At 36.1% G+C, this 24618-nt stretch carries 14 protein-coding genes; all 14 read left to right on the top strand.

What is annotated here, in order from left to right:
* Positions 1 to 25: 25 nt before the first annotated feature.
* The 14 genes from E5D58_RS05155 (at position 26) to E5D58_RS05220 (ending at position 24481) form a co-directional block, all read left to right on the top strand.
* The gene (locus tag E5D58_RS05155; RefSeq protein ID WP_136480773.1) at positions 26 to 1411 is read left to right on the top strand and encodes a sulfatase; all 1386 of its coding nucleotides are present in this window, start codon (positions 26 to 28) and stop codon (positions 1409 to 1411) included.
* A 62-nt stretch (positions 1412 to 1473) separates the two neighbouring features.
* Entirely contained in the window at positions 1474 to 2718 is a 1245-nt protein-coding gene (locus tag E5D58_RS05160; RefSeq protein ID WP_136480774.1) for a DUF2264 domain-containing protein, read from the top strand.
* A gap of 280 nt (positions 2719 to 2998) precedes the next feature.
* The gene (locus tag E5D58_RS05165) at positions 2999 to 4459 is read left to right on the top strand and encodes a sulfatase family protein (protein WP_136480775.1); all 1461 of its coding nucleotides are present in this window, start codon (positions 2999 to 3001) and stop codon (positions 4457 to 4459) included.
* Between the two features lie 7 nt (positions 4460 to 4466).
* Positions 4467 to 5696 carry a mandelate racemase/muconate lactonizing enzyme family protein gene (locus tag E5D58_RS05170; RefSeq protein WP_136480776.1) on the top strand — a complete coding sequence of 410 codons (1230 nt, stop codon included), beginning with the start codon at positions 4467 to 4469 and terminating at the stop codon, positions 5694 to 5696.
* Positions 5697 to 5935: 239 nt separating this feature from the next.
* Complete coding sequence (gene rhaT / locus E5D58_RS05175) at positions 5936 to 6988, top strand: L-rhamnose/proton symporter RhaT (protein WP_136480777.1); 1053 nt, start codon at positions 5936 to 5938, stop codon at positions 6986 to 6988.
* Between the two features lie 405 nt (positions 6989 to 7393).
* Positions 7394 to 9952, top strand: coding sequence for an InlB B-repeat-containing protein (locus tag E5D58_RS05180; protein WP_136480778.1), 2559 nt, complete (start codon positions 7394 to 7396; stop codon positions 9950 to 9952).
* A gap of 36 nt (positions 9953 to 9988) precedes the next feature.
* Complete coding sequence (locus tag E5D58_RS05185) at positions 9989 to 12853, top strand: glycosyl hydrolase (RefSeq protein WP_136480779.1); 2865 nt, start codon at positions 9989 to 9991, stop codon at positions 12851 to 12853.
* A gap of 101 nt (positions 12854 to 12954) precedes the next feature.
* Positions 12955 to 15813, top strand: coding sequence for an alpha-L-rhamnosidase (locus E5D58_RS05190; protein ID WP_136480780.1), 2859 nt, complete (start codon positions 12955 to 12957; stop codon positions 15811 to 15813).
* A 67-nt stretch (positions 15814 to 15880) separates the two neighbouring features.
* Positions 15881 to 17392, top strand: coding sequence for a nucleoside hydrolase-like domain-containing protein (locus E5D58_RS05195; protein ID WP_136480781.1), 1512 nt, complete (start codon positions 15881 to 15883; stop codon positions 17390 to 17392).
* A 102-nt stretch (positions 17393 to 17494) separates the two neighbouring features.
* A complete protein-coding gene (locus E5D58_RS05200; protein ID WP_235835846.1) occupies positions 17495 to 18877 on the top strand; it encodes a 3-keto-disaccharide hydrolase in 1383 nt (460 codons plus the stop codon).
* Between the two features lies 1 nt (position 18878).
* A complete protein-coding gene (locus E5D58_RS05205) occupies positions 18879 to 20216 on the top strand; it encodes a Gfo/Idh/MocA family protein (protein WP_136480783.1) in 1338 nt (445 codons plus the stop codon).
* A 15-nt stretch (positions 20217 to 20231) separates the two neighbouring features.
* Entirely contained in the window at positions 20232 to 21485 is a 1254-nt protein-coding gene (locus tag E5D58_RS05210; protein WP_136480784.1) for a Gfo/Idh/MocA family protein, read from the top strand.
* A 224-nt stretch (positions 21486 to 21709) separates the two neighbouring features.
* Positions 21710 to 22675 (top strand): T9SS type A sorting domain-containing protein, encoded by a 966-nt coding sequence (locus E5D58_RS05215; RefSeq protein ID WP_136480785.1) that lies wholly within the window; start codon positions 21710 to 21712, stop codon positions 22673 to 22675.
* A gap of 12 nt (positions 22676 to 22687) precedes the next feature.
* Positions 22688 to 24481, top strand: a complete 1794-nt coding sequence (locus E5D58_RS05220; protein ID WP_136480786.1) for a glycoside hydrolase family 43 protein — start codon at positions 22688 to 22690, stop codon at positions 24479 to 24481.
* Positions 24482 to 24618 lie beyond the last annotated feature (137 nt).

Genomic DNA, 24618 nt, shown 5'->3' on the forward strand with positions numbered 1-24618 from the left:
TTAAATTAGCTAACAAAATTAAAATATGATGCGAATAATACTCTTAAGTTTAGTGTTACTAATATGTGTAGCTTGCAAAACCAAGCAAGACACAACCATACCCAATATTATTATTATAAATGTTGATGACATGGGTTGGAGAGATGTTGGTTTTATGGGTAGCGAATATTACGAAACACCAAATATTGATGCGCTTTCTGCTCAAGGTATAGTGTTTACCAATGGTTATGCGGCATCAGCAAATTGCGCCCCAAGTAGAGCCTGTTTAATGACGGGGTTATGGACACCACGTCATGGAATTTACACGGTAAATTCTTCTGAAAGAGGACAATCAAAAGACAGAAAACTTATTCCAACACCAAATACAACCATATTAGCATCAACTCATGCAATCATTCCTAAAGTTTTAAAAAAGAACGGTTATAAAACCTGTCATGCAGGGAAATGGCACTTGAGTCACAACCCCTTAGAATATGGGTTTGATGTGAATATTGGTGGGGCACATAACGGACTTCCCAAAAGTTATTATCCACCCTATAAAAATGTTAAAATTGAAAATGGTAAGAGCGAATATTTAACCGATTTGATAATGGAAAACACATTGAAATTTGTAGATACAATTTCATCCCCATTTTTCTTGTATTATTCGCCTTATGCTGTACACACACCCATAATGCCAGTAGATAGCTTATTACCTAAATACAAAAATAAGGTGCCTTGGAATGGTCAAGGAAATCCAAAGTACGCAACTATGGTAGATAATCTAGATAGAAATATTGGGTTGCTCATCAAAACATTAAAAGACAAAAATCTTTTTGATAAGACTTTTTTTGTATTTACCTCAGATAATGGTGGTTTGTATGGTATTACTAAACAAAAACCCTTGCGAGCAGGAAAGGGAAGCTACTTTGAAGGCGGTATTCGTGAACCTTTTTTCTTCGTTTATAACGACAAAATTAAACCTAATGCAAAAAGTGAAGTACCCATAACCAATCTCGATATTTTTCCAACAATTTTGGAGTATGCAGGGATTGAAAATGCGCAACTTGAATTAGATGGAAATAATCTTTCGTCAGTTTTAGAGGGTAAAACAGAAACACTAGAGCGACCTTTGTTTTGGCATTTCCCTATCTATCTTCAGGCTTATTATAGAAACGATAATGAAAATAGAGACCCTTTATTTAGAACACGCCCAGGTTCTGTAATACGAAAAGGCGATTGGAAATTACATTATTATTTTGAAGACGATGGTATAGAATTGTACAATTTAGCTGAAGACATTGGCGAACGTAATAATTTGGCATCAGCAAATCCAAGTAAAAAAGAAGAATTGTTAACAGACTTGAAAAACTGGTGGGGAGCAACCAAAGCACCAATTCCAACGGAGTTAAATCCTGAATACCAGAATTAAGCTTTGAATTAACTTTTTTAGTCCAAATTTTGAAAATAATTAAAGCTAAATCTAAATATTCTATGATAAACAATACAACAGAATTTGATGATAAAACACCATTTATAAGGATTTTTTTACTTGTTTTAGCTATTTGTTTTTTGGTATTATTTCAAATTGAGGCACAATCAAAACATGATACAAGAGCGTATTGGGTATCTACCATGACAAAAATTGCAGACCCAGTACTTAATAATTTGAGTAAAGAAACGCTTAAGCAAAACATGCCAGTGAGATTTGGCAATGTAGACCGTACTTCAGTAACACATTTGGAGGCTTTTGGGCGACTGCTGGCAGGTATTGCACCTTGGTTAGAACTTGGAGCTGATGAAACTGATGAGGGTAAATTACGTTTGCGATACATCGAGTTATCAAGAAAATGTATTACTAATTCTGTAAATCCTGAGTCGCCTGACTTCTTGAATTTTAACCAAGGCAATCAACCATTAGTTGATACAGCTTTTATGGCACATGGACTCTTAAGAGCTTACAATCAGCTTTGGTTACCTTTAGATGAAATGACTAAAACTAATGTGTTGAAAGCATTTAAGTCTAGTCGTGTTATAATAAAGAAAGGTAATAATTGGGAATTGTTTACAGCCATGGTTGAGGCATTTATTTTAAAGGTTGAAGGTTCTTGCGAACTTGACCAGATTGAATCTGCATTACAACATCATGAGGATTGGTATAAAGGTGGAGGCTATTACGGCGATGGTCCCCATTTTGTTTGGGATTATTACAATAGTTATGTTATTCAACCCATGTTACTCGATATTTCAAAAGTAATGGTTGAAAAAGGAATAAAGACTGAAAAGCATTATCAAAAATATTTAGGAAGAGCCATAAGATACGCGTTGGTGCAAGAACATTTTATCTCTCCAGAAGGTACTTATCCGCCTTTAGGAAGGTCTTTGGCTTATCGTTTTGGGGCGTTTCAAACTTTAGCGCAAGTGGCACTTGAAAAAGAGTTGCCAGAATCTATAAAACCAGAACAGGTGCGTAGTGCTCTTTCAGAAGTTATTTATAGGAGCATTGAAGCGCCTAATACCTTCGATGAGGAAGGATGGTTGCATATTGGAATTGTTGGTCATCAACCCGGTATTGGGGAACGTTATATCTCAACTGGAAGTTTGTATTTATGTAGCGTGGGAATGTTACCGCTGGGGTTACCTGCGTCAAATCCCTTTTGGTCTGAACCCGCAGCAAATTGGACTTCAAAGAAAGTCTGGAAAGGTTTAGACGTGAAATCATCATTTAGAAAGAAATAAATTAGGTATGGCAACAAGTTTCTAAGTTTTGTAAATATCTACTAGAGTTTTAATGTTAAACTTCTGGAGATTTACCGAAAAGAATGATATGATTCAAAAACATAATGGACTATTCCCGCACAAATTTTGGAAATTCTATTATTGGTAGTTCTTGTTTATGCAGGAAATTCAAAGTAATTTGTCGTTTTTTAAATTTAAACCCAGGACTACAGAAGATAGAGGTTTCTAATTTTTTACAATTTTCGAGAATTAATAAAATCTAAAAATTGATATTTCAAAAATGAATTTTTCAAACTCAAAAATACTTTTATTAGTTTTTGCTGTTGTTATAGTTTTTTCATGCAAAAACAAAACTACTGAAGTTAAAAATGAACAACAAAAACCCAATCTGCTCTTTATTTTTGCAGACCAATACAGGCAAGCATCTTTAGGCTTTTTAAAAGAAGACCCTGTGTACACACCAAACATAGACCAGCTGGCAAAAGAAGGTGTGTTTTTTAGTGAAGCCGTAGCCAACAATCCATTGTGTAGTCCTTATAGAGCCATGTTAATGACCGGGCGCTATTCACTTTCCACTGGCGTTGTAGAAAATTGTAACTCCCAACGCACAGAATTTGGTAACTACTTAAAGAAAGATGAGGTTTGTATTTCAGATGTTTTAGTTGGCAATGGCTATAGTGCCGGTTACGTAGGTAAATGGCATTTAGATGGTCCAGAACCTACAGCACCAGATGTAAAGCGTATTTGGGATACTTGGTGTCCACCAGATAGAAGACATGGGTTCTCTTTTTGGTATGCATATGGTACACATAACAGACACAACGATCCGTATTATTGGACAACCGATGGCGGAGAAGAGGATAAAATTTATCCAAAGCAATGGTCTGCTTTGCATGAAGCCAATGTTGTTATTGATTATTTAGAAAATACTGAAAACCAAAGAAAACCAGATGAACCTTTTGCATTGTTTTGGTCCATAAATCCGCCGCATACACCGTTTAAACAAGTGCCAGAACGATACAAAGAACGTTATGAAGGGTTAAGTTATAAGGATGTTCTAAACCGGCCAAATGTTCAATTTACTGATAATCACGAATTAAAAAGAGGAGACCATGGCGTAGAAAAACGCTTGGATCAAGCGACTGATTATTTTGCATCTGTTAATGGTGTTGATGATCAAATAGGCCGTGTTATCGAAAAGTTAAAGGAGAAAGGTTTATATGAAAATACTATTATTGTGTTTTCTGCCGATCATGGCGAAATGTTAGGAAGCCAAGGGTTAATGCATAAAAATGTTTGGTTTAAAGAGGCTTATAAAATTCCTCTGATAATTCATTATCCAAAAAAAGTTAAACCTAAACACGAAGATTTGTTAATAAGCGTTCCAGACTATATGCCAACGCTGTTGGGGTTAATGAATTTAAACACTGAAATTCCTAAAGCTGTTGAAGGTATTGATTATTCCGATGTGTTCTTCAATAAAGAGGTCATACGCCCAGAAAAGCAGTTATATTTTGGAGGAAAAAGTTTCGCTTCTAAAGGAGATGCGCGTGGTTTTAGAACAAAAGAGTATACCTACGCAGTGGTTAAGCACGAAAGTGGAGATAAATTTCATTACCTCTATCATGATACTATAGATCCTTACCAGATGACAAATATTTGGGGAAAAGATGCCAATTTAGATGCTAAGATGGAAAAAGAATTAGCGGACTTACTGACTTCTATGAACGACCCTTGGTAAAAACAATATGAAAACAAACAGACGCGATTTTATAAAAAGCATGTCGGCACTTGGTATAGTTGGTGCAACATACCCATTATTATCTGCTTGCGTAGGTAAAGATGGAACTGAATATTTGAACGAAAAGATTACTGAAATCGAAGTTTTTCGATACGATATTAATATACCTAGATATTTTTCTTGGGGGACATGGCATAACCGCCAGCATTTGTTTATCAAGATTTCCTCAGGAGAATTTTACGGATGGACAGAAACACCAGCATCTAAAAACAATCCTAACTTTAAACCAACAGACTGGGTTAAATATCTAAAACAGTTTAAAGGTTTAACAATAGGAGAGGCTCAAAAGTTATTAGCGTCAGAGCAAGTTTTGGGGTCAAAGCGCTCTCTTAAAATGTTAGAATCTTTAGATATGGCATTACTGGACTTATCAGGTAGACTTCAAAATAAATCAGCAACAGAATTATTAGGTTTATTGGGAAGTGATCCAGTTCCGGGCCTCTATTGTATTCTAGATAAGGACGAGAATAAGGTGAGAGCAGAAGCTCAAAAAAGTATCGAACAGAACCTCGGGCATCATATGAAGTTTAAAATGTATGGGGATGAAACGGTAGATATGACATTGCTTAATACCATTAGAGATGTTTTAGGTGATGAAGCGATGGTAATTTCAGACGTCAATAAAGGCTATAAAAAGTGGAAATCGCTTGACGAATTAAAGGCTATTTTAGAACGTTTTAAAGATGGTGGACTAGATGCTATTGAAGACCCAGCACATTTAAAAACAGAACAATGGATACAACTACAAGATATGGTTGGCGATTTAACTTTAATTCCAGATGCCCCTATGCGACCGGCATGGAAAGGGTTAAATACTATAGCGGCTGGAATGGGAAGAATTTACAACTTGCACCCTTCTACCATGGGAAGCCTTAAGCATACGGTTCAATTAGCAAATAAAGTTAAGGGTATGGATGCTAAAGTTATGATAGGAGACGATAGTTTAGTTGGGCCTGCATGTTCTGCTTGGCAACAAATAGCCATTGGGGCTGGTGCTACTTGGGTGGAAGCTATTGAGAAAGAAGAAGATTCTAAAAATTATATAGATTGTTTGATAAAGAAACCAACTTACAAAGAAAGTAATGGTTATTATTCGTTGAATCCAACAGCAGGTTTCGGAGTGGAGTTAGATACGAAAAGATTAAGAAAAGTATGTGAATTTCATACAAAAATATAGTGTAGTATAAATAAACATCTATGTATTGGATTAATAAAAAAATGTTATAATTGTTGTTCTTAGGTTATGTCCGTTTGCGCTAAATTGTAAAAGCAAATTTTACAAGGTAGGTTTTCAAAATGTCAGTTTTAATACTATTTTAATTTTGACGTTCTTAAATACTCATGATAGTGCAGGATGGTTTAAAATATGTCAAGAAGTAATTTAGGGCCTTAGATTAGAATTTTAAAATAGTAAATATGCAAGCATTATTAGGAGTAATATTTCATTCGTTAGGAGGAGTTGCGTCAGGTAGTTTCTATATGCCGTTTAACAAAGTTAAAGGTTGGGCCTGGGAAAGTTATTGGATAGTTGGAGGTTTAATGTCATGGCTAATTGTACCACCATTGGCGGCCTATTTAACGGTTCCAGGATTTTTAGACATTATAGCGGCTGGTTCCAGTACAATTGTATGGTTTACTTTTTTAATGGGATTACTATGGGGAGTTGGAGGATTATCTTATGGGCTTGGGGTTCGTTATTTAGGAATGTCTCTAGGTAATTCTGTGGTTCTAGGTTTTTGTGCTGCTTTTGGTGCTGTTGTACCCTCTATATACTATAATTTTAGTCCTACGGAAGGGAAAGTTTCTTTTACAGATATGTTAGGGTCTTCTGGGGGTCAAGTTGTTTTATTGGGTGTTTTGGTTTGTCTTATAGGTATTGCATTATGCGGTAGAGCTGGGATTTTAAAAGAAAAGGAGCTTACTGATGAAGAAAAAAAGAAATCTGTTTCAGAGTTTAACCTGGTTAAGGGATTGATTGTGGCCATTATTTCAGGAATTCTAAGTTCTTTCTTTAGTTTTGGTATAGAGTCTGGAAAGCCCTTAGCAGATGCCGCTGTGGAAGCAGGTTACGATCATTTATTTGCTAATAATGTAACGTTTGTTGTGATTCTTTGGGGTGGTTTGGTAACCAATTTAGTTTGGACAACCATATTGAGTTTAAAAAACAAATCTTACAAAGACTTTACAAACAAGAGTACACCTATTCGTAATAATATACTGTTTTCTGCGCTAGCAGGAACCATTTGGTTTTTGCAATTCTTTTTCTATGGAATGGGTGAAAGTAAACTTGGTAGCGGTGCTAGTTCTTGGATTTTACATATGTCTACTATTATTTTAACAGCTAATTTCTGGGGTATTTACCGAAAAGAATGGAAAGGAGTTGCTCCAAAAACTAAATGGACAATCACAGCTGGAATTGTAGTTATTCTTTTGTCTGTTGTTTTAGTAGGTATAGGAAATTCGTTATAGTCTAAACGAAAATTATTTAAGTAGGGCTTAGATAAAAATTGTAAGCCTAATATTAAAGCTTTTTTTGAATTTAAACACCAATGATTTTGGTTGCTTTATCTTCAAAAAAAGCTTTTTTTATGTCCTATGTTTACAGCGTTTTCAACCCCAAGTAGTATAAACTAGAACGTGGTATGGGCGTTTTAATTAGAGGGAAAGTGATTTTTAAAGGCTATAATGAGGGATAAACTTGCTTAATAATATTTGCAATTCCATTTTTAAGCTATTATAATTTCAAGAAACATAAGCTTTCGATTTGTTCACATTTTTTATCTTGTACAGTCATGATGTAATGGGATGCGTCATGACTGTGCAGGATATTTAATCATATAAAAAGACATAATTTTACAAAGCAAAAGAATTTTTATGATGAAGAAAAAACGTTCCTTTAAAAAAAATATCTTCTATTTGCTGTGTTTTATTTTCGTTTCAAATATTAACGCACAAGTAAAGTTATCTACAGATTTTACAAGCGAAAACGATAAGAAACTCCCGATTCATAATGTTTGGGATGTTGCTAATAGAATAAGTCCAAGAAATGGATCTAATATCCGCTCAGGTCTCAAAATGAACATTGTTAGAATGATTGGTGGCATCAATAAAGTTGTAAATGGTGTTCCTCAAAAAGATTTAGATTATGATCCTTGTATATATGATTCTATCAACAATCAATATATCTATAGGTGGGACCCGCTTATAGAACGACTAAATAAAGTAGTTAATTCACAGACTGAAATTTTACAGATAGCGTTAGATCAGCCACCTTGGGCATTTCAACATGGTTATACTTTTATTCCAGAAGGCACAAGAGATAATGTCAATTTTCGAGAAAATGAAAGAATATCCATTTATGGAAACTCTTTACCACCTGCAGATAAGCAGGCTTATCATGATTTTATAAAAGCATTAATGACCAAATTGGTAGAAACTTATGGTGAAGAAAAGGTTTTATCATGGCGTTTTAGAGTGGGTTCAGAAATTGAAACCCCAGATCATTGGTTCGGTACAAAGCAAGACTTTATAGAGCATTTTGCAAATACAGAACGTGCAGTTCGATCTGTTTTACCAAATGCTAAAGTTGGATTGCATACCAGAAATCCCGGGTTTTTGTATAAAGATGGAACCATTTTAAATTATAAAGGAGAACCCTATGCTTCTTTTATTGAAGGACTTATTGATTACAATTATGCTAATAACATAAAGTGCGACTTTTGGGGGTTATCTGATTATATTGTTATCGGTAATAGTAATTTAAGAGATATGAATGGCAAATACACCAAAAATTTTGCACCTCTTATAAACAACCCTAAGTGGAACTCTGAAACATTAATAGATATTATGGAGTATAAAACCGTAACCACTATGAATGGTGCAGATGGTAAAGGAACAATTGGCTGCGAAACTTCACATAGAGAAATCGTAGAATTAATTTTTTCTAACACGTATTATAAAAATAAAGACAAAGGCCTAGAGTTTATTTACAGATGGGGAAATAGAACTGGAAGTGAAGACCCCGACGCCATAAAAGAGTTAAATGCAATGCTAGATATGGTTCGTTATGAAACTACAGCTTCAGGGAACCCAAATATATCAACGAATGAGTTGGATGCTATCTTTGCCAAAAAAGAATCGGAAAGTGAGTTTGATGTATTGATATATAATTATAACAGCAGCTCTCTTAGCTATAGAGATAGCGAAAATGTGGATATTTCTTTTTTTACAGATTTACCCGTTGGAACAACATTATACTACCGAAGTAAGTCTTATGGAAAAGAACATAATAAACTTCAAAATTTTTTAATTAACAATTCACATTTCGTAAAAAACGGTTTTGATGAAAAAGGTGCTCCAGATCGCACGTTAACAGAGGAAGGGTATACGGCATATCAAAATTACAACAACCCAAACCCGCATCAATTTACAGTATGGAAAAGTCTTACTACCCAAGACCGAAATGATGGTAAACCTGGATCTGAAGTTAAAATATCAACACAAATTGGATCGTTTGCTTTCGAGAAATTTGAATTTAGACCAGAATCGGCTTTTGTTGAAACCATAACTCCAGCAAATTTTGTGTGGACTTCTACTGAAGATTTTTCTGCCTGGTCTGCCGTTAATGGAGGTATGACCATAAATACAGATAATGATAAATTAGACGTGGCTTTTTCTTCAGGAGCTTCTTGGCCCATGGTAGCCATAACGGGTTTAAATATAAATGCTAGTCTCTATAGTACTTTAAGAATTGTGGTTAAGAATAGTACAAATAAACCCGATCTTCAAATGTTGCCAAATGCCCCAGGGACAAGTTTTAAGTCCGGAAGAAAAAAAGAAACAGTACCCAATGATAACCAATGGCATACCTTAGATTTTGATTTAATTAATTGGGGACTATGGACTGATACAATTAATGAATTTAAATTTTATAATAATTTCAACTCTGGAAGTCTTGTTTTTGATAGCATAGAATTTATTCCAATAAATTCAACTGTTCATACGGTAACCCTGAGTAAGGATGGCCAAGGTCTTTTAAATTATAGTAGTGGTACAGCATTGCACGGACAAGAATTAAGTCTAAATGCTATCGCAAATGAAGGTTGGAAGTTTGAACGTTGGGAGGGCGATGTTACAAGTATTAATAATCCTGTAAATGTAGCAGTAACAACGGATATGAATATAAAAGCTGTATTTTCAATGGATGTATTATCTACAGCAGAACCTGATATAAATAGGATAAGTGTATTTCCTAACCCTAGTAGTAGCGGTGTGTTTGATATAAAAACGCAAACACCTCAAAATTGGGAGGTTTATACCATAACTGGAAGAAAAGTACTTTCTGGAAAAGGTAATAAAGTGAATATATCTTCATTTTCAAAAGGGATGTATATTTTAAGAATGGGAAACTCTTTTGCTAAATTGTTATATTAGTGTAATTTATCTAAAACCATCTTGAAATAGTTAGAAATGACATACGTAACAGCTTCATCTGTGTACTTTAAGGGAACTCGTTTGTTCATTTTAATATTAACTATTTTTTCTTTAAGCAGTTGTCATCGTGAAAGTCAAAACAAATCTAGTGAAGATTTATTTGGCAAATTCCAAAATCCACTTCCAGAAGCACGACCTTTTGTGCGTTGGTGGTGGAATGGTAACAAGGTGAAATCAGAAGAGCTTGATAGACAACTTGAATCTCTTAAAAAAGCAGGTTTTGGTGGTGTAGAAATCAACCCAATAGCAATGCCCGTTGCTTTTAATAAAAGCGCAGAATCTTTAGTTTGGATGAGTGACGCATGGATTGATATGGTGGTGCATGCCTCAAAAAAGGCAAAAGATTTAGGCATGATAACCGATATGATTGCGGGGACTGGTTGGCCATTTGGAGGTGAGTTTTTAACAAACGAAGAAACCTGCCAGCGTATTGTAACCGATAAAATACCCTATAAGAGTGGCGAAACTATTTCTTTAGATGAAGCGACCCTTATCGAGAGTTTTAAATCTAAGTCCAAGCAAACTAGAACACAAAGGCATTTAAGTAAAAGAACTAAATATAAATTAGCCAGTATCTCCTTGGTTCCAAAGAATTGTTCTAGTGTAGATCAAATTATCGATTTAAAACCGCATGTTAATGCCAATGGAGAGCTTATTTATACTATAAACGCAGGGGAAAATTTTTACTTAAGTTATGAGCTTATTCAGCAAAATTTTAGAGATGTTACTTTAGGAGCCCCAGGCGGAGCAGGGCCAGTAATGGATCACTACAAAAAGGAAATGACACGAGCCTATTTGTCCCGTTTGAAGAGGATTTCAGAACGATCGGGAATTCCTTTAAGCCAATTAATAAGAGCAATATTTTGTGATAGTATTGAGGTATCTGGGGCCAATTGGACTGACAATTTCAATACGGTCTTTTTCGAAACTTATGGTTATAAATTAGATAAGTGGATGCCTTTTGTTTTTTATTCAGCCCAAGGTAATTATTCCGTTGATAGATTTTCCGAGGAGTTTTCAGAAGACTTTAAAGATGCGTTAAAGCGTGTTCGCTATGATTACAACAAATTATTGGTAGAAGTGTTTTTGAAAAATTTCACTCAAACCTACAAAGATTTTTGTGAAGAGAATGACGTATTATGTAGGTATCAAGCTTACGGTACCCCATTTTTAATGGGCATGTTAGATGGGTATATGATACCAGATATTCCTGAAAGTAACAACTGGATTTATTCTGCAGAAATGAAAGACTCTCTTTGGCAATGGAAGCAAAGCCATGGTTATATGATTTGGAATATGTACGCGTCGTCTGGAGCGCATTTAACTGGCAAAAAAATAACCAGTTGTGAAACTATGACGAATACCAATGGTGTGTTTAAGACCACTTTAGAAGAGATAAAACAACATGACGACATGAACTTTATCACAGGTATTAACCATTCCATTTTACACGGTTATAATTATTCGCCAGCATCAGAACCGTTTCCAGGATGGATTCGCTATGGGGCTTACTTTAGTGAACAAAATACGTGGTGGAAACATTTACATTTATGGGTTGAATATAATGCCAGATTATCATCTGTCTTTCAAAATTCTCAAGCCGATAAATCTATTGCTATTTTAGGTCCAACAGCCGATTTATGGGGAGATAAAGGTTTAGCCAGAGAACCATTTCATATGGAACCAAAATATCTATACAAGCTGTGGGAGCCGATTAGTCAGTTGGGGTATTCTTGTGAATATATAAACCAAAATGTGCTGGAAGATGCTACAATTAAAGATGGGCTTATTTCGTATGGCAATATGAACTATAAGCTCTTGGTGTTAGCAAGTTTAAAATCTATCAGTCCAGAATCGGCTTTAAAGATTAAAGCTTTTGTTGAATCTGGAGGAAAAGTAGTAGCTATTGATGAATTGCCAACAAAATCACTACACTACACCAATTATCAGGAAAATGATGTTTTGGTAGAAAACGCAATGGGAAAATTGGTCAATAATAATCCAGAAGCCATAATTGAACTTGATAGACCAGAATCTTTAAATGCACTATTCTTATGGACCCAAAACATGCTAAATGAAACTGGGGTAAAACCAGATGTCTCTATTAGTAATCCAACAAAAAATGTGTATCAAATTCACCAATACACACCCGAAAAAGATATATATTTCTTTACAAATATACATAGGTTTGAAACCACTAGTTTCGAAGCAAATTTTTCTGTAATAGGAAAGTATCCTTATGTATGGAACCCTGAAACAGGAGAGCGAACACCATATCATTATAATACTAATTCAAATGAATTAAAGATAGTTTTAGCCCCGTTGGAGTCTTTATTAATAGTTTTTGAAGACGAAAAACCCATGGAAGTTCCGAAAGAAAAATTCAAGATAGTAAGTCATTCTAAGGTTATTGATACCAATTGGGAAGTGAATGGAAAAAGAATTGATGATAAAACATTCACATGGAATATGACTGAATTGGTTGATTTTAGCCAATCATCAGATAGTACCCAAACATCTTTTGGTGGAGAACTGATTTATAAAGCAAATTTTAAGAATAATGGGCAATATACCCATATTGATTTAGGGGAGGTAAATGGTGGTGTAACAACGGTTTATGTTAATGGTAAAAAAGTTGGAACACATTGGTATGGTAATGCCATATATCCAGTTGCTGACTATTTAAATGAAAGGGAGAATACTATAGAAATCCATTATACAACCGTGTTAGCTAATTACTGTAAATCAATAAACAATCCCAATACAAATGTATGGACAAGACGTTATAAAGATTTGGTTTCAATAGGAATACAAGGCCCAATAAAATTACTCAAGTATTAGTTGGTGTAATGCATGAGAGTACAGGATGAGGTTGTTATACAAAAAAAATACCTTCAACTGCTTGTAAAACTTATACTTTCGGTTTAATTAAGAACTTTAAAATGAACAAAAAACAAACACTATTATCACTACTGTTTTTGGCTATCTTTTGTGTGGCTTGTAATCAAGTTTCAACACCAAGAGCGCCAATATCTTTTGAAAAACTAACCCTTAATTCAAAAGAAAGTCCAAAAACTATTGAAAGTGAACAACCTCTTTTTTCATGGGTTGTTAATGCAGAAGGATTCAATAAGTCGCAATCGGGATATCAAATTTTGGTAGCATCTGCTCAGGATAAATTAAACGAAAATGATGCTGATATTTGGAATTCTTCAAAAGTGAATAGCTCTCAATCTACATATGTTAAGTTTGAAGGCGAAACTTTGGAAGCTTTAAAATCTTATGTTTGGAAAGTAAAGATTTGGGATGAAGCTGGTACCGCTTCTTCGTGGTCTGATGTGCAAACTTTTCAAATGGGGTTGATGAATGAGAGTAATTGGGGAGAAGCCAAATGGATTACCCTAAATGAAGATAAGAGAACCTCTGAATACCGATTTAGGGATTATAAGACCGGAAAAATGGATAAACCGGAACCAGTCGATGGTTTTCCTGCGAGCTATTTCAGAAAGGAACTAGAAATTGAAAAAGATATTGAAAATGCTCAGGTTTATATCTGTGGTTTAGGCTATTACGAATTGTATTTAAATGGTGAAAAGGTGGGTGACCATGTGTTGGACCCTGCACCATCAAATTACGATAAGCAGGCCTATTATGTCAATTATGATATTACAGACAATTTAAAATCAGGTAAAAACGCCTTCGGAATTAACCTAGGCAATGGCTTTTACGGTCAAAATATTTCTTGGAAACGGGACCCTGAATCCGATAGAGATTTGGCTTATGGACCTCCAACCGTACTTTGTTTGGTGAAGTTAAAATATACCGATGGTTCAAAAGCTGATTTTGTTACAAATGCATCTTGGAAAGAATCTACAGGGCCAATTGTGTTTAATAACATTTATGGCGGGGATACCTATGATGCTCGTTTTGAAATTGGTGATTGGGCAAATGTCGGTTACAACGATTCAAATTGGGGGCAAGCTAAAGAAGCTTTACCAAAAATTAAAAAGATTAGTGCACAGCAAATTCCACCGATAAAAAAGTTACAAGAGCTTGAACCTCAAAAGGTATTTAAAGGTGCAGATGGAGAATGGATTGTAGATTTTGGTCAAAACATTGCGGGTTGGATTAAGTTGAATGTAAAGGAAAAAGAAGGACAGCTTATTGAAGTTATTACCACAGAAGCGTTATTAACCAATGGAAGCGATATCTACCCAGGTTCTACCGGTGGAGGCGCTAATGGTATGCCTCAACTGTACGAGTACATTTGTAAAGGGGATGGTTTGGAGTCTTGGGAACCAAAATTTAGTTATCACGGTTTTAGATTTGCTAAAGTAAAAGGGGTTTCAACAAAACCAGATGCTAACATGATAAAGGCGGTTTTAGTAGCTACAGATATTCAAGAAAAAGGCAGTTTTACATCATCCGATGAACTGTTTAATAAAATGCATAGCATTAGTAAATGGACGATAGCTGATAATATTCACGGTATCCCCGAAGATTGTCCGCATCGCGAAAAATGCGGTTGGTTAGGTGATGCACACGCATTTTGTGAGTACGCCTTGTATAATTACGATATGTACGATTTCTATAAAAAGTATATGGAAGATATCCGTACACAAATGCGACCAACAAAGGGACATAATAACCCAGAGTTTAAGTTTCAAGTGCCTACTATGATTGCTCCAGGAAAGCGAACGTCTACCTATGCAAAAATAGATTGGGGTGTAGCAACCATGTATTTGCCTTGGTACAATTACAAGTTTTATGGTGATGACGAAATCGTAAAAGAATATTACGACGCCATGAAAGGCTTAACCGATTTCTATCTAAACTTTAAAGGTGAAAATGGCATTATGCAAGATGGTATGGGCGATTGGTGTCCGCCACTTTGGGACAGACGTAAAAATCCAAGTGCTATGGAATGTGACCCAATCATTTCGGCAAACGCCTATTTTTATGATGTTTTGGGTATTATGGAGCGATTTGCTAAAATGAACAACGATGCAGAGTATGAAGCAAGAATTAAGCAAGAGAAAGAAGCCTTGAAAACTGCGTTTAATAAGGAGTTCTTAGTTGAAATCCCGGGCACAAATCACAAATGGTATCAAAGTCAGACCGCAACAGTTCAGGCCTTACAATTTGGAATCGTCCCAGAGAATGATATTGAAACTGTGGTAAATGGATTGGTACATGATATAGTTGAAGTTAAAGGAGGGCATCATTCTACAGGAATTCATGGCAACAGATATATTTATACGGTATTGTCTAAATACGGAAAAACAGATTTGGCTTATGATATTTTAACAACGCCAGAATTTCCAAGTCAGACTTACGTTATGAATTCTGGTTTTACCACATGGCCAGAACGCCAATTTGTTTGGGAAGACATGGAAGGTCCAACCAATTCCTTAAATCATCCTATGCACACCGGTTTTGCTACGTATTTTTATGAGAGTTTAGGTGGCATTCAAACATCTACTGAAAAAACTGGTTTTAAAGCGTTTGTTGTTAATCCTCAATTTCCATCTCAACTAACAAGTACAACAGTAGAAGTGCCAACGCCTTATGGAACTATACAGAATGCCTGGGAAGTTGAAAACAATACGTTCAAAATGAATCTTAAAGTGCCATTTAATACAAAAGCTAAATTAGTTTTAAGTCAAGAAGAATTAGAATCATTAGTGATTAATGGAAAATCGTTCTCTGATGCACAAAGTGAATATGGTTTAAAGGTTGAAGATAATTCGAATGTGATTTTAGGGTCAGGAGATTATAACATTGTTTATTCAAAATCTTAACTCTACAATTTTATAATGTTGGAGTGTTTTGAGCCAGTCCTAAACTATTGAAATTGATATATTGTTAATGAAATCATTTAAACTCATATTACTAATCGTTTTTATCATTTCCTTTTTTGGATGTGCTCCTGAAATGGAATTTAAAAACATTGACAAGTCTAGAGTCATTATTCTAGCTGATATGGGTAATGAACCGGATGAGGTTCAGCAAATGTTACACATGCTCATATGTTCAAACACCTTTGATTTAGAAGGTCTTATAGCGGTTTCTAGTCCGTTTCGAGGTTTAAATCATCCGAATCCGGAATATCAAACCTTAAAACCTGAATTGTTTCTTGAGCTTATAGATGCCTATGAAAAGGTATTACCCAATTTAAAGCTACATGCCAAAGGATGGCATGACCCAGAGTATTTAAGAAGTATTGTGGTGGTTGGGCAACCTGACAACAGGCGTATAGGTATTGGAGAAGGAAAAAGTACGGAAGGTTCTAATTTGATAATTGAAGCCTTAGATAAGGACGATAATAGACCCATTCATATCATTTGTAATGGAGGTGCTGGAACCATAGCCCAAGCACTTTTAGACTACAGATCAACCCATAGTGAAGCTGAATTAGAATCAGTTATAAAGAAGCTTTACATCTTTGAAAATGCTGGACAAAGTACACTAGGCGCTTGGACCTGTAGGGAGTTTCCAGAGATTCATTGGATTAGAAGTATTTACCAAACCAAAGCCTATGGAGGGCCATGGGCACACGATTTAGGACCTCATCATTGGAAACCTTTCGATTACACAGCTAAAGGACAAGACGATTGGGCGAATGTGCATGTAAGGACAGGGCACGGGCCACTAGGTGAATTGTATCCCGTGAGAGCTTATATTAACGAAAATGCCTATTTCACCGAAGCGTTGCCCAATTTTATTGAAGGTGGCGGAACCATTCCTTGGATGCGTTTTGTGTCCGCAGGACTTACGGACCCAACTAAGCAAACCTGGGGAGGCTGGAGTGGAAGGTATACCCTTGAAAAAGTAGAGAATATTCCAGCACGATTCGATTTTGTTGCCAAAGAGGAATCACAATTTAAGCCTTGGGCGATGTATACTGATGCCAAAGACATGTGGACAGATCCTGAAACAGGCAAACAATACGCCGATAAAAATACAGGTATCTTCAGATGGCGACAAGCCATGTGGAATGACTTTAAAGCGCGAATGGATTGGTGTGTAAAGCATTTTGAACAAGCAAACCATTATCCTAAGGCGGTTATCGATGGTGACCAAAGTGATGCTATTATTTTTCTAAAAAGTAAAATAGGCGAAACTTTGAGTTTTGATGCTTCAAAGTCTACAGACCCAGACAATGATAGTTTGAGATTCAACTGGTTTATTTACGCAGAAGCCGGAAATAGACCATACAGCAAGGCGTTTCCAATAGCGGATGCATCACAGAATAAAATAAAAATAAAAATTCCAGATGATGCGGAAGGTAAAGCGTTACATGTTATATTAGAAGTTTGGGATGATAACAGTATCGTACCATTAGTAGATTATCGTCGTCTAGTTATAGATGTAAATTAGAAAGAAGACCTTAATAGTTGTAGAAGTAATAGGTTGTTATAAGCTAAAATTAGAAATAAATTAGAATAACTAAATATATTTAAATAGATGAAAACTTTTTTTATGAGCTTAATTTTGTTAACTGTTTTTTATTCTTGTCAAAGTGAAAAGAGTGATTTTGTGTCGCTTTTTAATGGCAAAAATTTAGATGGTTGGGAAATAAAAAATGGGACGGCACCTTTTACAGTAGAGGATGGCGTCATTGTGGGAACCTATGTAGGAAATACACCCAATACGTTTCTTTGTACCAAAGACTCATATTCAGATTTTATCCTCACGTTTGAAAGCTATCTTGAAGATGATGCGAATTCTGGTGTGATGTTTAGAGCCCAAAGTACACCTGAATACATGAATGGTAGGGTGCATGGTTATCAAATGGAAATGGATCCGTCCAAGCGTAAATGGACAGGTGGTATTTATGATGAGGCCAGAAGAAAATGGTTGTACAATCTTGAGCGAAATCCAGAAGCAAAGAATGCATTCAAACTTAACGAATGGAATACGTTTCGAATCGAAGCAATCGGAAACAATCTCAGAGTTTGGGTCAATGGAGTACAAACTGCAGACTTAGTTGATGATGTTGATGACTCTGGATTTATCGGGTTACAGGTGCATTCCATAGGAAAGAAGAAGGAGATTGAGGGCAGGCAGGTAAAATTCAAGAATATCAAAATATGCACAACGAATTTAGAGCAGAACCGAAAGGTGATTGAAACACCCATTGTTCAAAATAGCTACCTCACCAATCAGCTTTCCGAAAGAGAAATTGCGGAAGGTTGGAAATTGCTTTGGGATGGAAAGACAACAGAAGGTTGGAGAGGAGCCAAACTGGATGCTTTCCCCGAAGAAGGTTGGTCTATAGAAGACGGCATGCTAATAGTGGCGGACGCAGGAGGAGAAGAGTCTGAAAATGGTGGAGATATTGTAACTATTAAAGAGTACTCAAGCTTTGAGTTGCAAGTGGATTTCCTGTTGACTGAAGGTGCAAATAGCGGCATCAAGTATTTTGTAGATACAGAACTCAATAAAGGTAAGGGGTCATCCATTGGATGTGAGTTTCAAATATTGGATGATAAACGGCATCCAGACGCTAAAAGAGGGAAGGATGGCAATCGAACTTTAGCGTCACTATACGATATCATCACAGCGAATGCTCAAAAATTTAATCCCGATTTACCTTATAATAAAAAACTCGTCAGTAGACACGAGGGTAAATACATTTGGAATCGTGCAAGAATTGTAGTCAATAGAGCAGATGTTGAGCATTATCTAAATGACATTTTAGTAGTGAAATACAATCGTAGTGGTCAGCAATGGCGCGATCAGATAGCGGCAAGCAAATACAAAGATTGGCCCAATTTTGGTGAAGCAGAAGCAGGTAATATTCTTTTGCAAGATCACGGAGACCAAGTGTTTTATAAAAATATAAAGATTAAAGAATTATAATATGGCGACATCTCGAAGAAGTTTTATAAAGAAAACTGCAGCAGGTTCTGCAGGGTTAATGATTGGTGGACTTTCTATGTCTGCTCAAAGTTATAACAAAATAATAGGCGCAAATGATAGAATTAATGTCGCTATTGCAGGTTTAGGCCGACGTGTTGGAGCTATGTATACACCAATTGCTGTTAAAAAAAATAATGTGGAGCTCGTTTATCTCTGTGATGTCATGGAAAAACAACGTGAAAAAGCAGCTGCCAAAGTAGCTTCCATGTTAGATTATAAACCAAAACTAGAAAATGACATTCGTAAAGTTTTAGAGGATAAAAACGTAGATGCTTTTTTTAATATAACACCAGACCATTGGCATGCGCCAGGGTCTATTATGGCATTAAAAGAAGGGAAACATGTTTATGTTGAGAAGCCTTGTAGTCATAATATGGCTGAAAATGAATTGTTAGTTGCGGCACAAAAAAAATACGATCGTGTTGTCCAAATGGGAAACCAACAACGTTCAGCTGCGCATACCGTTGAAATAATTCAAAAGATACACGACGGCATAATAGGAACACCCTACAAAGCTTTGGCTTTCTACAATAATAGAAGAGGAGAGGTGCCTTTGCAAAAAAATGCTCCCGTTCCTCAGGGACTAGATTGGGAATTATTTCAAGGCCCTGCTGTGAGGCGCGAATATACCTCAGAAACTTGGAATTATAATTGGCATTGGTATGGCTGGAACTATGGTACCGCCGAGTTAGGTAATAATGCTACCCATGAACTCGATGTTGCCCGGTGGGCTCTTGGTGTCGATTTTCCTAATTATGTTGAGGTCGATGGAACAAAGACAGCATTTGTAAATGATGGTTGGGAAATGTATGATACGATGAATGCGAAGTTTGAGTTTGATAACAATACAAGTATTGTTTGGGACGGTAAAAGTCGCAATGGATATTCTACGTATGGTGCGGGCCGCGGTACTATTATTTATGGTAGTGAAGGTACGGTGTTTGTAGATCGCGGGGTATACCGTTTATATGACAGAAAAGGAGAGCTTGTTGAAACTGTAGAGAATGCCAGCAAAGAAGGTGGCCTAGCTTTAGGTGGCGGTGGTGGTATTTCTACGCTTCACGTTGAAAACTTTTTTAGTGCCATTAGAGATAAGGCACCTTTAATGGCTCCAATAGATGATGCTTCAATTAGTATGGCATTGGTGCATTACGGCAACGTAGCGTACCGCATTGATAAAGGTTTTAAAGTTGATTCTAAAACTGGTAAGATGTTAGATAAGGATGCCATGAAGCTTTGGAGTAGAGAGTATGCAGAAGGTTGGGAACCGTCGTTATAATATTAAAATAGAATAATGACATCAAGGAGAGACTTCATTAAACTAAGCTCGCTTACTGCAACCGCCATAGGATTAGGGTTGGTAGCATGTAAGAATAAAGAGGAGTTTGTATTAAAACAAGTGCCAGACCAAGAGCGTATTAAAGTAGGCGTTATTGGATTAGGGAATCGAGGCAAGGGTATTTTGAAAGCCTTAGATTTTGTTCCAGAAATAAAGGTAATTGCCTTGTGCGATACTTTGGAATTTCAAATGGACACTGCTAAGCAATATATTACTAATAGCGTTGATACGTTTTCAGACTTTGAAAGTCTTTTGGCATTGAAAGACATTGATGCCGTTATAATAGCAGCGCCATTACATGAGCACTTCAGAATAGTAATGGCGGCTTTCGATGCTGGAAAACATATTATGTGCGAAAAAACCTTGGCATATAATATTGATCAATGTAAAGCGATTAAGAGGCGAGGTGATCAAAGTGATAAAATTTTTCAGGTATCTTATCAGTATCAGCTGCATCCAGTGTTTAATTCCATAAAGAGTATTATTGATGCTGGCCATTGTGGAACTATAACGCGTATTGATTGTTCCTGGGACAGGCATAGTAATTGGCGCAGAAAAGTACCCACTCCAGAACTGGAGCGCCAAATTAATTGGCGTATGTATAAGGCGTATTCAGGTGGTTTAATGGCAGAATTAGGGTCGCACCTTTTGAATATGGTAGATAATTTATTGAATGCACATCCTTTAAAAGTAGTTGGTACTGGCGGTATAGATTACTGGAAAGATGGCCGAGAAACATGTGACAATGTTCATACCTTATTCGACTATCCTAATGGCGTAAAAGTAGGTTTTCACTCTATTTTGAATAATAGTTATGAGGGGTATCAAATGAAAATTTACGGAGACAAGGCAACAATTATTTGTCATGGAATGAATAAGGCAGAAATTATTCCTGAAGGAAAAAAGGTTGATGAAAAATGGAAGGATAGTGTTGACAGCGTATCTGGTGCGTCCGTTAAAATTATTGGGAATGATAACAAGCGAGAGATATATACCAAAAATAGTGACGATTTAATTTACCCAACAGATAACGATAACTTTAATGTGACATGGCATCTTTATAAGAATTTTGCTAAGGCTATAAAAGGAGAAGAACCTTTGTTTTTAGGTTTAAAGGATGGCTATCAGAGTGCTATTTCTGTACATATGGCGAACAAAGCAATACGAGAAGAAACGGTTGTAAAGTGGCTGCCAGAGTATGATGTATAACATTACATTTTTTATACAAGTTTGTCAATATTCGCATAGAGTATCAACCATAAAAGGGAGGTGGTGTTTGCCTCGTTAGTAAACTGCATTAGTCATTACAAACATGACAGTTCAGGATAAGATACCTAAAACGCTTGGTTATATTTGAAGTGACTTAGAAAACAGCCATGTTTTTTGATGATATATGGTTTCATAATACTAAATTTTAAACTAAAAAAACAGATATGAAAAAAAATATTACATTTACCTTACTCGGTCTTTTAACACTGTCACTTGGCACTTTTGCCCAGACGGCAGTTTGTGACGGTACACTTCCTTTTGAAGAAAAAGATGGTTTGCTAACTATCGAAATGGAATCTGGTATTTTACCAGCAAATTCAGACTGGAAAACTGGAATTGAGGATCCAGATCCTGATTTACCAGGAACCGCTATTACTTATATATATTGGGATGGACCTCAATCTTTTAATGCGCTTTCTGGTGCGCCTATAGTTTATAATATAAAAATAAACAACCCAGGGACCTATAAATTTGAATGGCGTATGAGAGTCGGGTTCGGTGATAAGAAAGGAGAGCACAACGATGCTTGGTTAAAAATAGATGGAGAGGATTTTTATGGCATCAAAAGTGGAAATAAGGTATACCCCAAGCCTTTATGTAATAGCGATCCTAATTTAACCTGTGCTGCAGGTAGTTCTACTCAAAATTTTATAAAGGCCTTTGGAAATAGGTTAACTTGGGGGTTTGTAACAAATACCAACGACCATGATTCTCATAAAGTATGGGTTGTTTTTGAAGAAGCAAAAGAATATACCATTACCGTAGATGCAAGATCATCATATTTATTTATTGATAAAATGGTGTTAAAAAGAAGTGATGTTTCAGATGCTGTGTCACGGAATTTAAATAACCCGGAATCTACGTGTTATGATGGATCTTTATCAACTGCTTCGAACAGGTTTAAAGAGGTTAAAGTATATCCAAACCCAACTAAGGATGTTATTAATGTTGATAATTTACCAGTGAAATCAAAGCTTGTTATTTCCAATATTCATGGTGCTATAGTAAAAACCATAGAAACAGATACCAAAAGCCAGACAATTAATATTTCTGATTTAAAAAGCGGTATTTATTTTATTAGTAGCGGTGACAATCTGTTTTCTTTTACCAAGAAGATCATTAAGTTATAAAGACAATATAAGATGAAAATATCACGATTAGTTGTTATTCATTCATTGGTATTAGTTTCTTTGGTTAGTTGTAAATCAAAGCCTGAAAATGCTAATTCTAATGTGTCTGAATCCAAAGATATAGCTCATGCTAAAGCCCAAACCGGAAGCTTTGGAGACCAAGGTGATGGCAGCTATATTAATCCTATTTTAAATGCCGATTATCCAGATTCAGATATTGAGCAAGTAGGTGACACCTATTATATGATTACATCCAAACAACATATGTCTCCAGGAATGCCGATTTTAGAATCTAAAGACATGGTAAATTGGACCAATGTGGGCCATGTTTTTGAAAGTTTGTCATGGGCCCCAGAATATAATTGGGATAGAATGAATGGCTATTCTTTTGGTACCTGGGCAGGCGACTTGGCTTACCATGAAGGGACTTGGTATTGCTATCAAATAGATTACCAACATGGGTTGATGGTGGCTACGGCGAAAGATATTAGAGGACCATGGAGCAAGCCTATTATGATGTTGCCAAAAGCAAAAGTATTGGACGACCCTGGTGTATTTTGGGATGAAGAAACGCATAAAGCTTATGTTATAATTAATACTGCGGGTAAGCAAAAAAGCCCTGATAATACAATAGAAGGTAACGAAAATAGAATTTACGAAATGAGTTGGGATGGCACTAAAATCCTAGACGAAGGTAAATTAGTGTATACAGGTATGGGCGCTGAAGCCGCAAAAATTTATAAAATTGAAGGTACCTGGTATATCTTTTTAGCACAATGGACTATGGGCGACAAATCTACTAAACCAGGTGTTAAGAATCCTAAAAATGACAGAAAGCAGATTGTACTGCGTTCTAAAGAAAGTATTTATGGTCCCTATGAAGTAAAAACCGTTTTAGAAAAAGGAACAGCTTTTAACAATCGTAGTTGTAGTCAAGGCGGTTTAATGCAAGCGCCAGATAAGTCATGGTGGTATATGCATCAATTAATTCAAAACGATGATATCCCTTTTCAAGGACGCCCGCAATGTTTAGCTCCTGTTAATTGGGTAGATGGATGGCCTATTATTGGTGTAGACGAAGATAACGACGGTATTGGAGAGCCCGTAAAGCAGTACAAAAAACCAATAGACGGTTACCCAATTTCAGCACCAAGTTCAGATGACGATTTTTCGTCGGCCAAATTAGGTTTTCAATGGGAATGGAATCACAATCCAAGAAATACGCATTGGTCGTTAACAGAGCGTCCAGGTTGGTTACGCCTTAAAGCCAGTAAAGTATTACCCAATGAAAAGGGTTATGGTCCAAATATAAACGAATGGACCAATAACGATGGTTCCGATTCCGATTTTTGGAGAGCCTGCAATACTTTAAGTCAACGTATTATGGGGATTACCACAGGAACAGCCGAGGCAAAATTCGATATTTCAGGGATGCAACCGCATCAATTAGCGGGCTTTGTGCGCTATGGGGGCGTATTTAACTTACTAGGTGTGGAAGTAGATGAAGAAGGAAAAAAGCACTTGTTTTACATGGATCCTATGGCTCAAAAGACCATGGGGCCAGAAATAAAAGGAAATAATTTATACGTAAAGACCACAAATAATAGTAATCAAGCCACTTATTGGTATAGCCTCGATGGTGAAAACTATACACGTTTTGGACCAACGTTTACGATTGCCTTTGGGAAATGGACGGGAGACCGCCTTGGTTTCTTTTCATGGAACGAACAAGAAGATGCTGGATACATTGATGTAGATTGGTTTACTTATGATTATGACGGGCCAAAGGCGGCAAAATCCTTATAGTTTTGATATTTTTAATCGTGTAGTCTGGCTGAAGTCAAGTTGGCCTTGCATAATAGGGCTCAAGGAGAAACTTCAATAAAGGTTACAATCTTTAATGTCTGATTTATCAGGACCAAAAGGTCGATTAGATTTAAACA

The sequence above is a fragment of the Cognatitamlana onchidii genome (genome assembly GCF_004804355.1).
In the GTDB taxonomy this organism is placed as follows: domain Bacteria; phylum Bacteroidota; class Bacteroidia; order Flavobacteriales; family Flavobacteriaceae; genus Cognatitamlana; species Cognatitamlana onchidii.

Coding starts and splice junctions, on each gene's coding strand:
- E5D58_RS05170 (WP_136480776.1), top strand. CDS start 4,467: ATGAAAACAAACAGACGCGATTTTATAAAAAGCATGTCGGCACTTGGT.
- rhaT (WP_136480777.1), top strand. CDS start 5,936: ATGCAAGCATTATTAGGAGTAATATTTCATTCGTTAGGAGGAGTTGCG.
- E5D58_RS05200 (WP_235835846.1), top strand. CDS start 17,495: ATGAGCTTAATTTTGTTAACTGTTTTTTATTCTTGTCAAAGTGAAAAG.
- E5D58_RS05185 (WP_136480779.1), top strand. CDS start 9,989: ATGACATACGTAACAGCTTCATCTGTGTACTTTAAGGGAACTCGTTTG.
- E5D58_RS05165 (WP_136480775.1), top strand. CDS start 2,999: ATGAATTTTTCAAACTCAAAAATACTTTTATTAGTTTTTGCTGTTGTT.
- E5D58_RS05155 (WP_136480773.1), top strand. CDS start 26: ATGATGCGAATAATACTCTTAAGTTTAGTGTTACTAATATGTGTAGCT.
- E5D58_RS05190 (WP_136480780.1), top strand. CDS start 12,955: ATGAACAAAAAACAAACACTATTATCACTACTGTTTTTGGCTATCTTT.
- E5D58_RS05215 (WP_136480785.1), top strand. CDS start 21,710: ATGAAAAAAAATATTACATTTACCTTACTCGGTCTTTTAACACTGTCA.
- E5D58_RS05210 (WP_136480784.1), top strand. CDS start 20,232: ATGACATCAAGGAGAGACTTCATTAAACTAAGCTCGCTTACTGCAACC.
- E5D58_RS05220 (WP_136480786.1), top strand. CDS start 22,688: ATGAAAATATCACGATTAGTTGTTATTCATTCATTGGTATTAGTTTCT.
- E5D58_RS05160 (WP_136480774.1), top strand. CDS start 1,474: ATGATAAACAATACAACAGAATTTGATGATAAAACACCATTTATAAGG.
- E5D58_RS05205 (WP_136480783.1), top strand. CDS start 18,879: ATGGCGACATCTCGAAGAAGTTTTATAAAGAAAACTGCAGCAGGTTCT.
- E5D58_RS05180 (WP_136480778.1), top strand. CDS start 7,394: ATGATGAAGAAAAAACGTTCCTTTAAAAAAAATATCTTCTATTTGCTG.
- E5D58_RS05195 (WP_136480781.1), top strand. CDS start 15,881: ATGAAATCATTTAAACTCATATTACTAATCGTTTTTATCATTTCCTTT.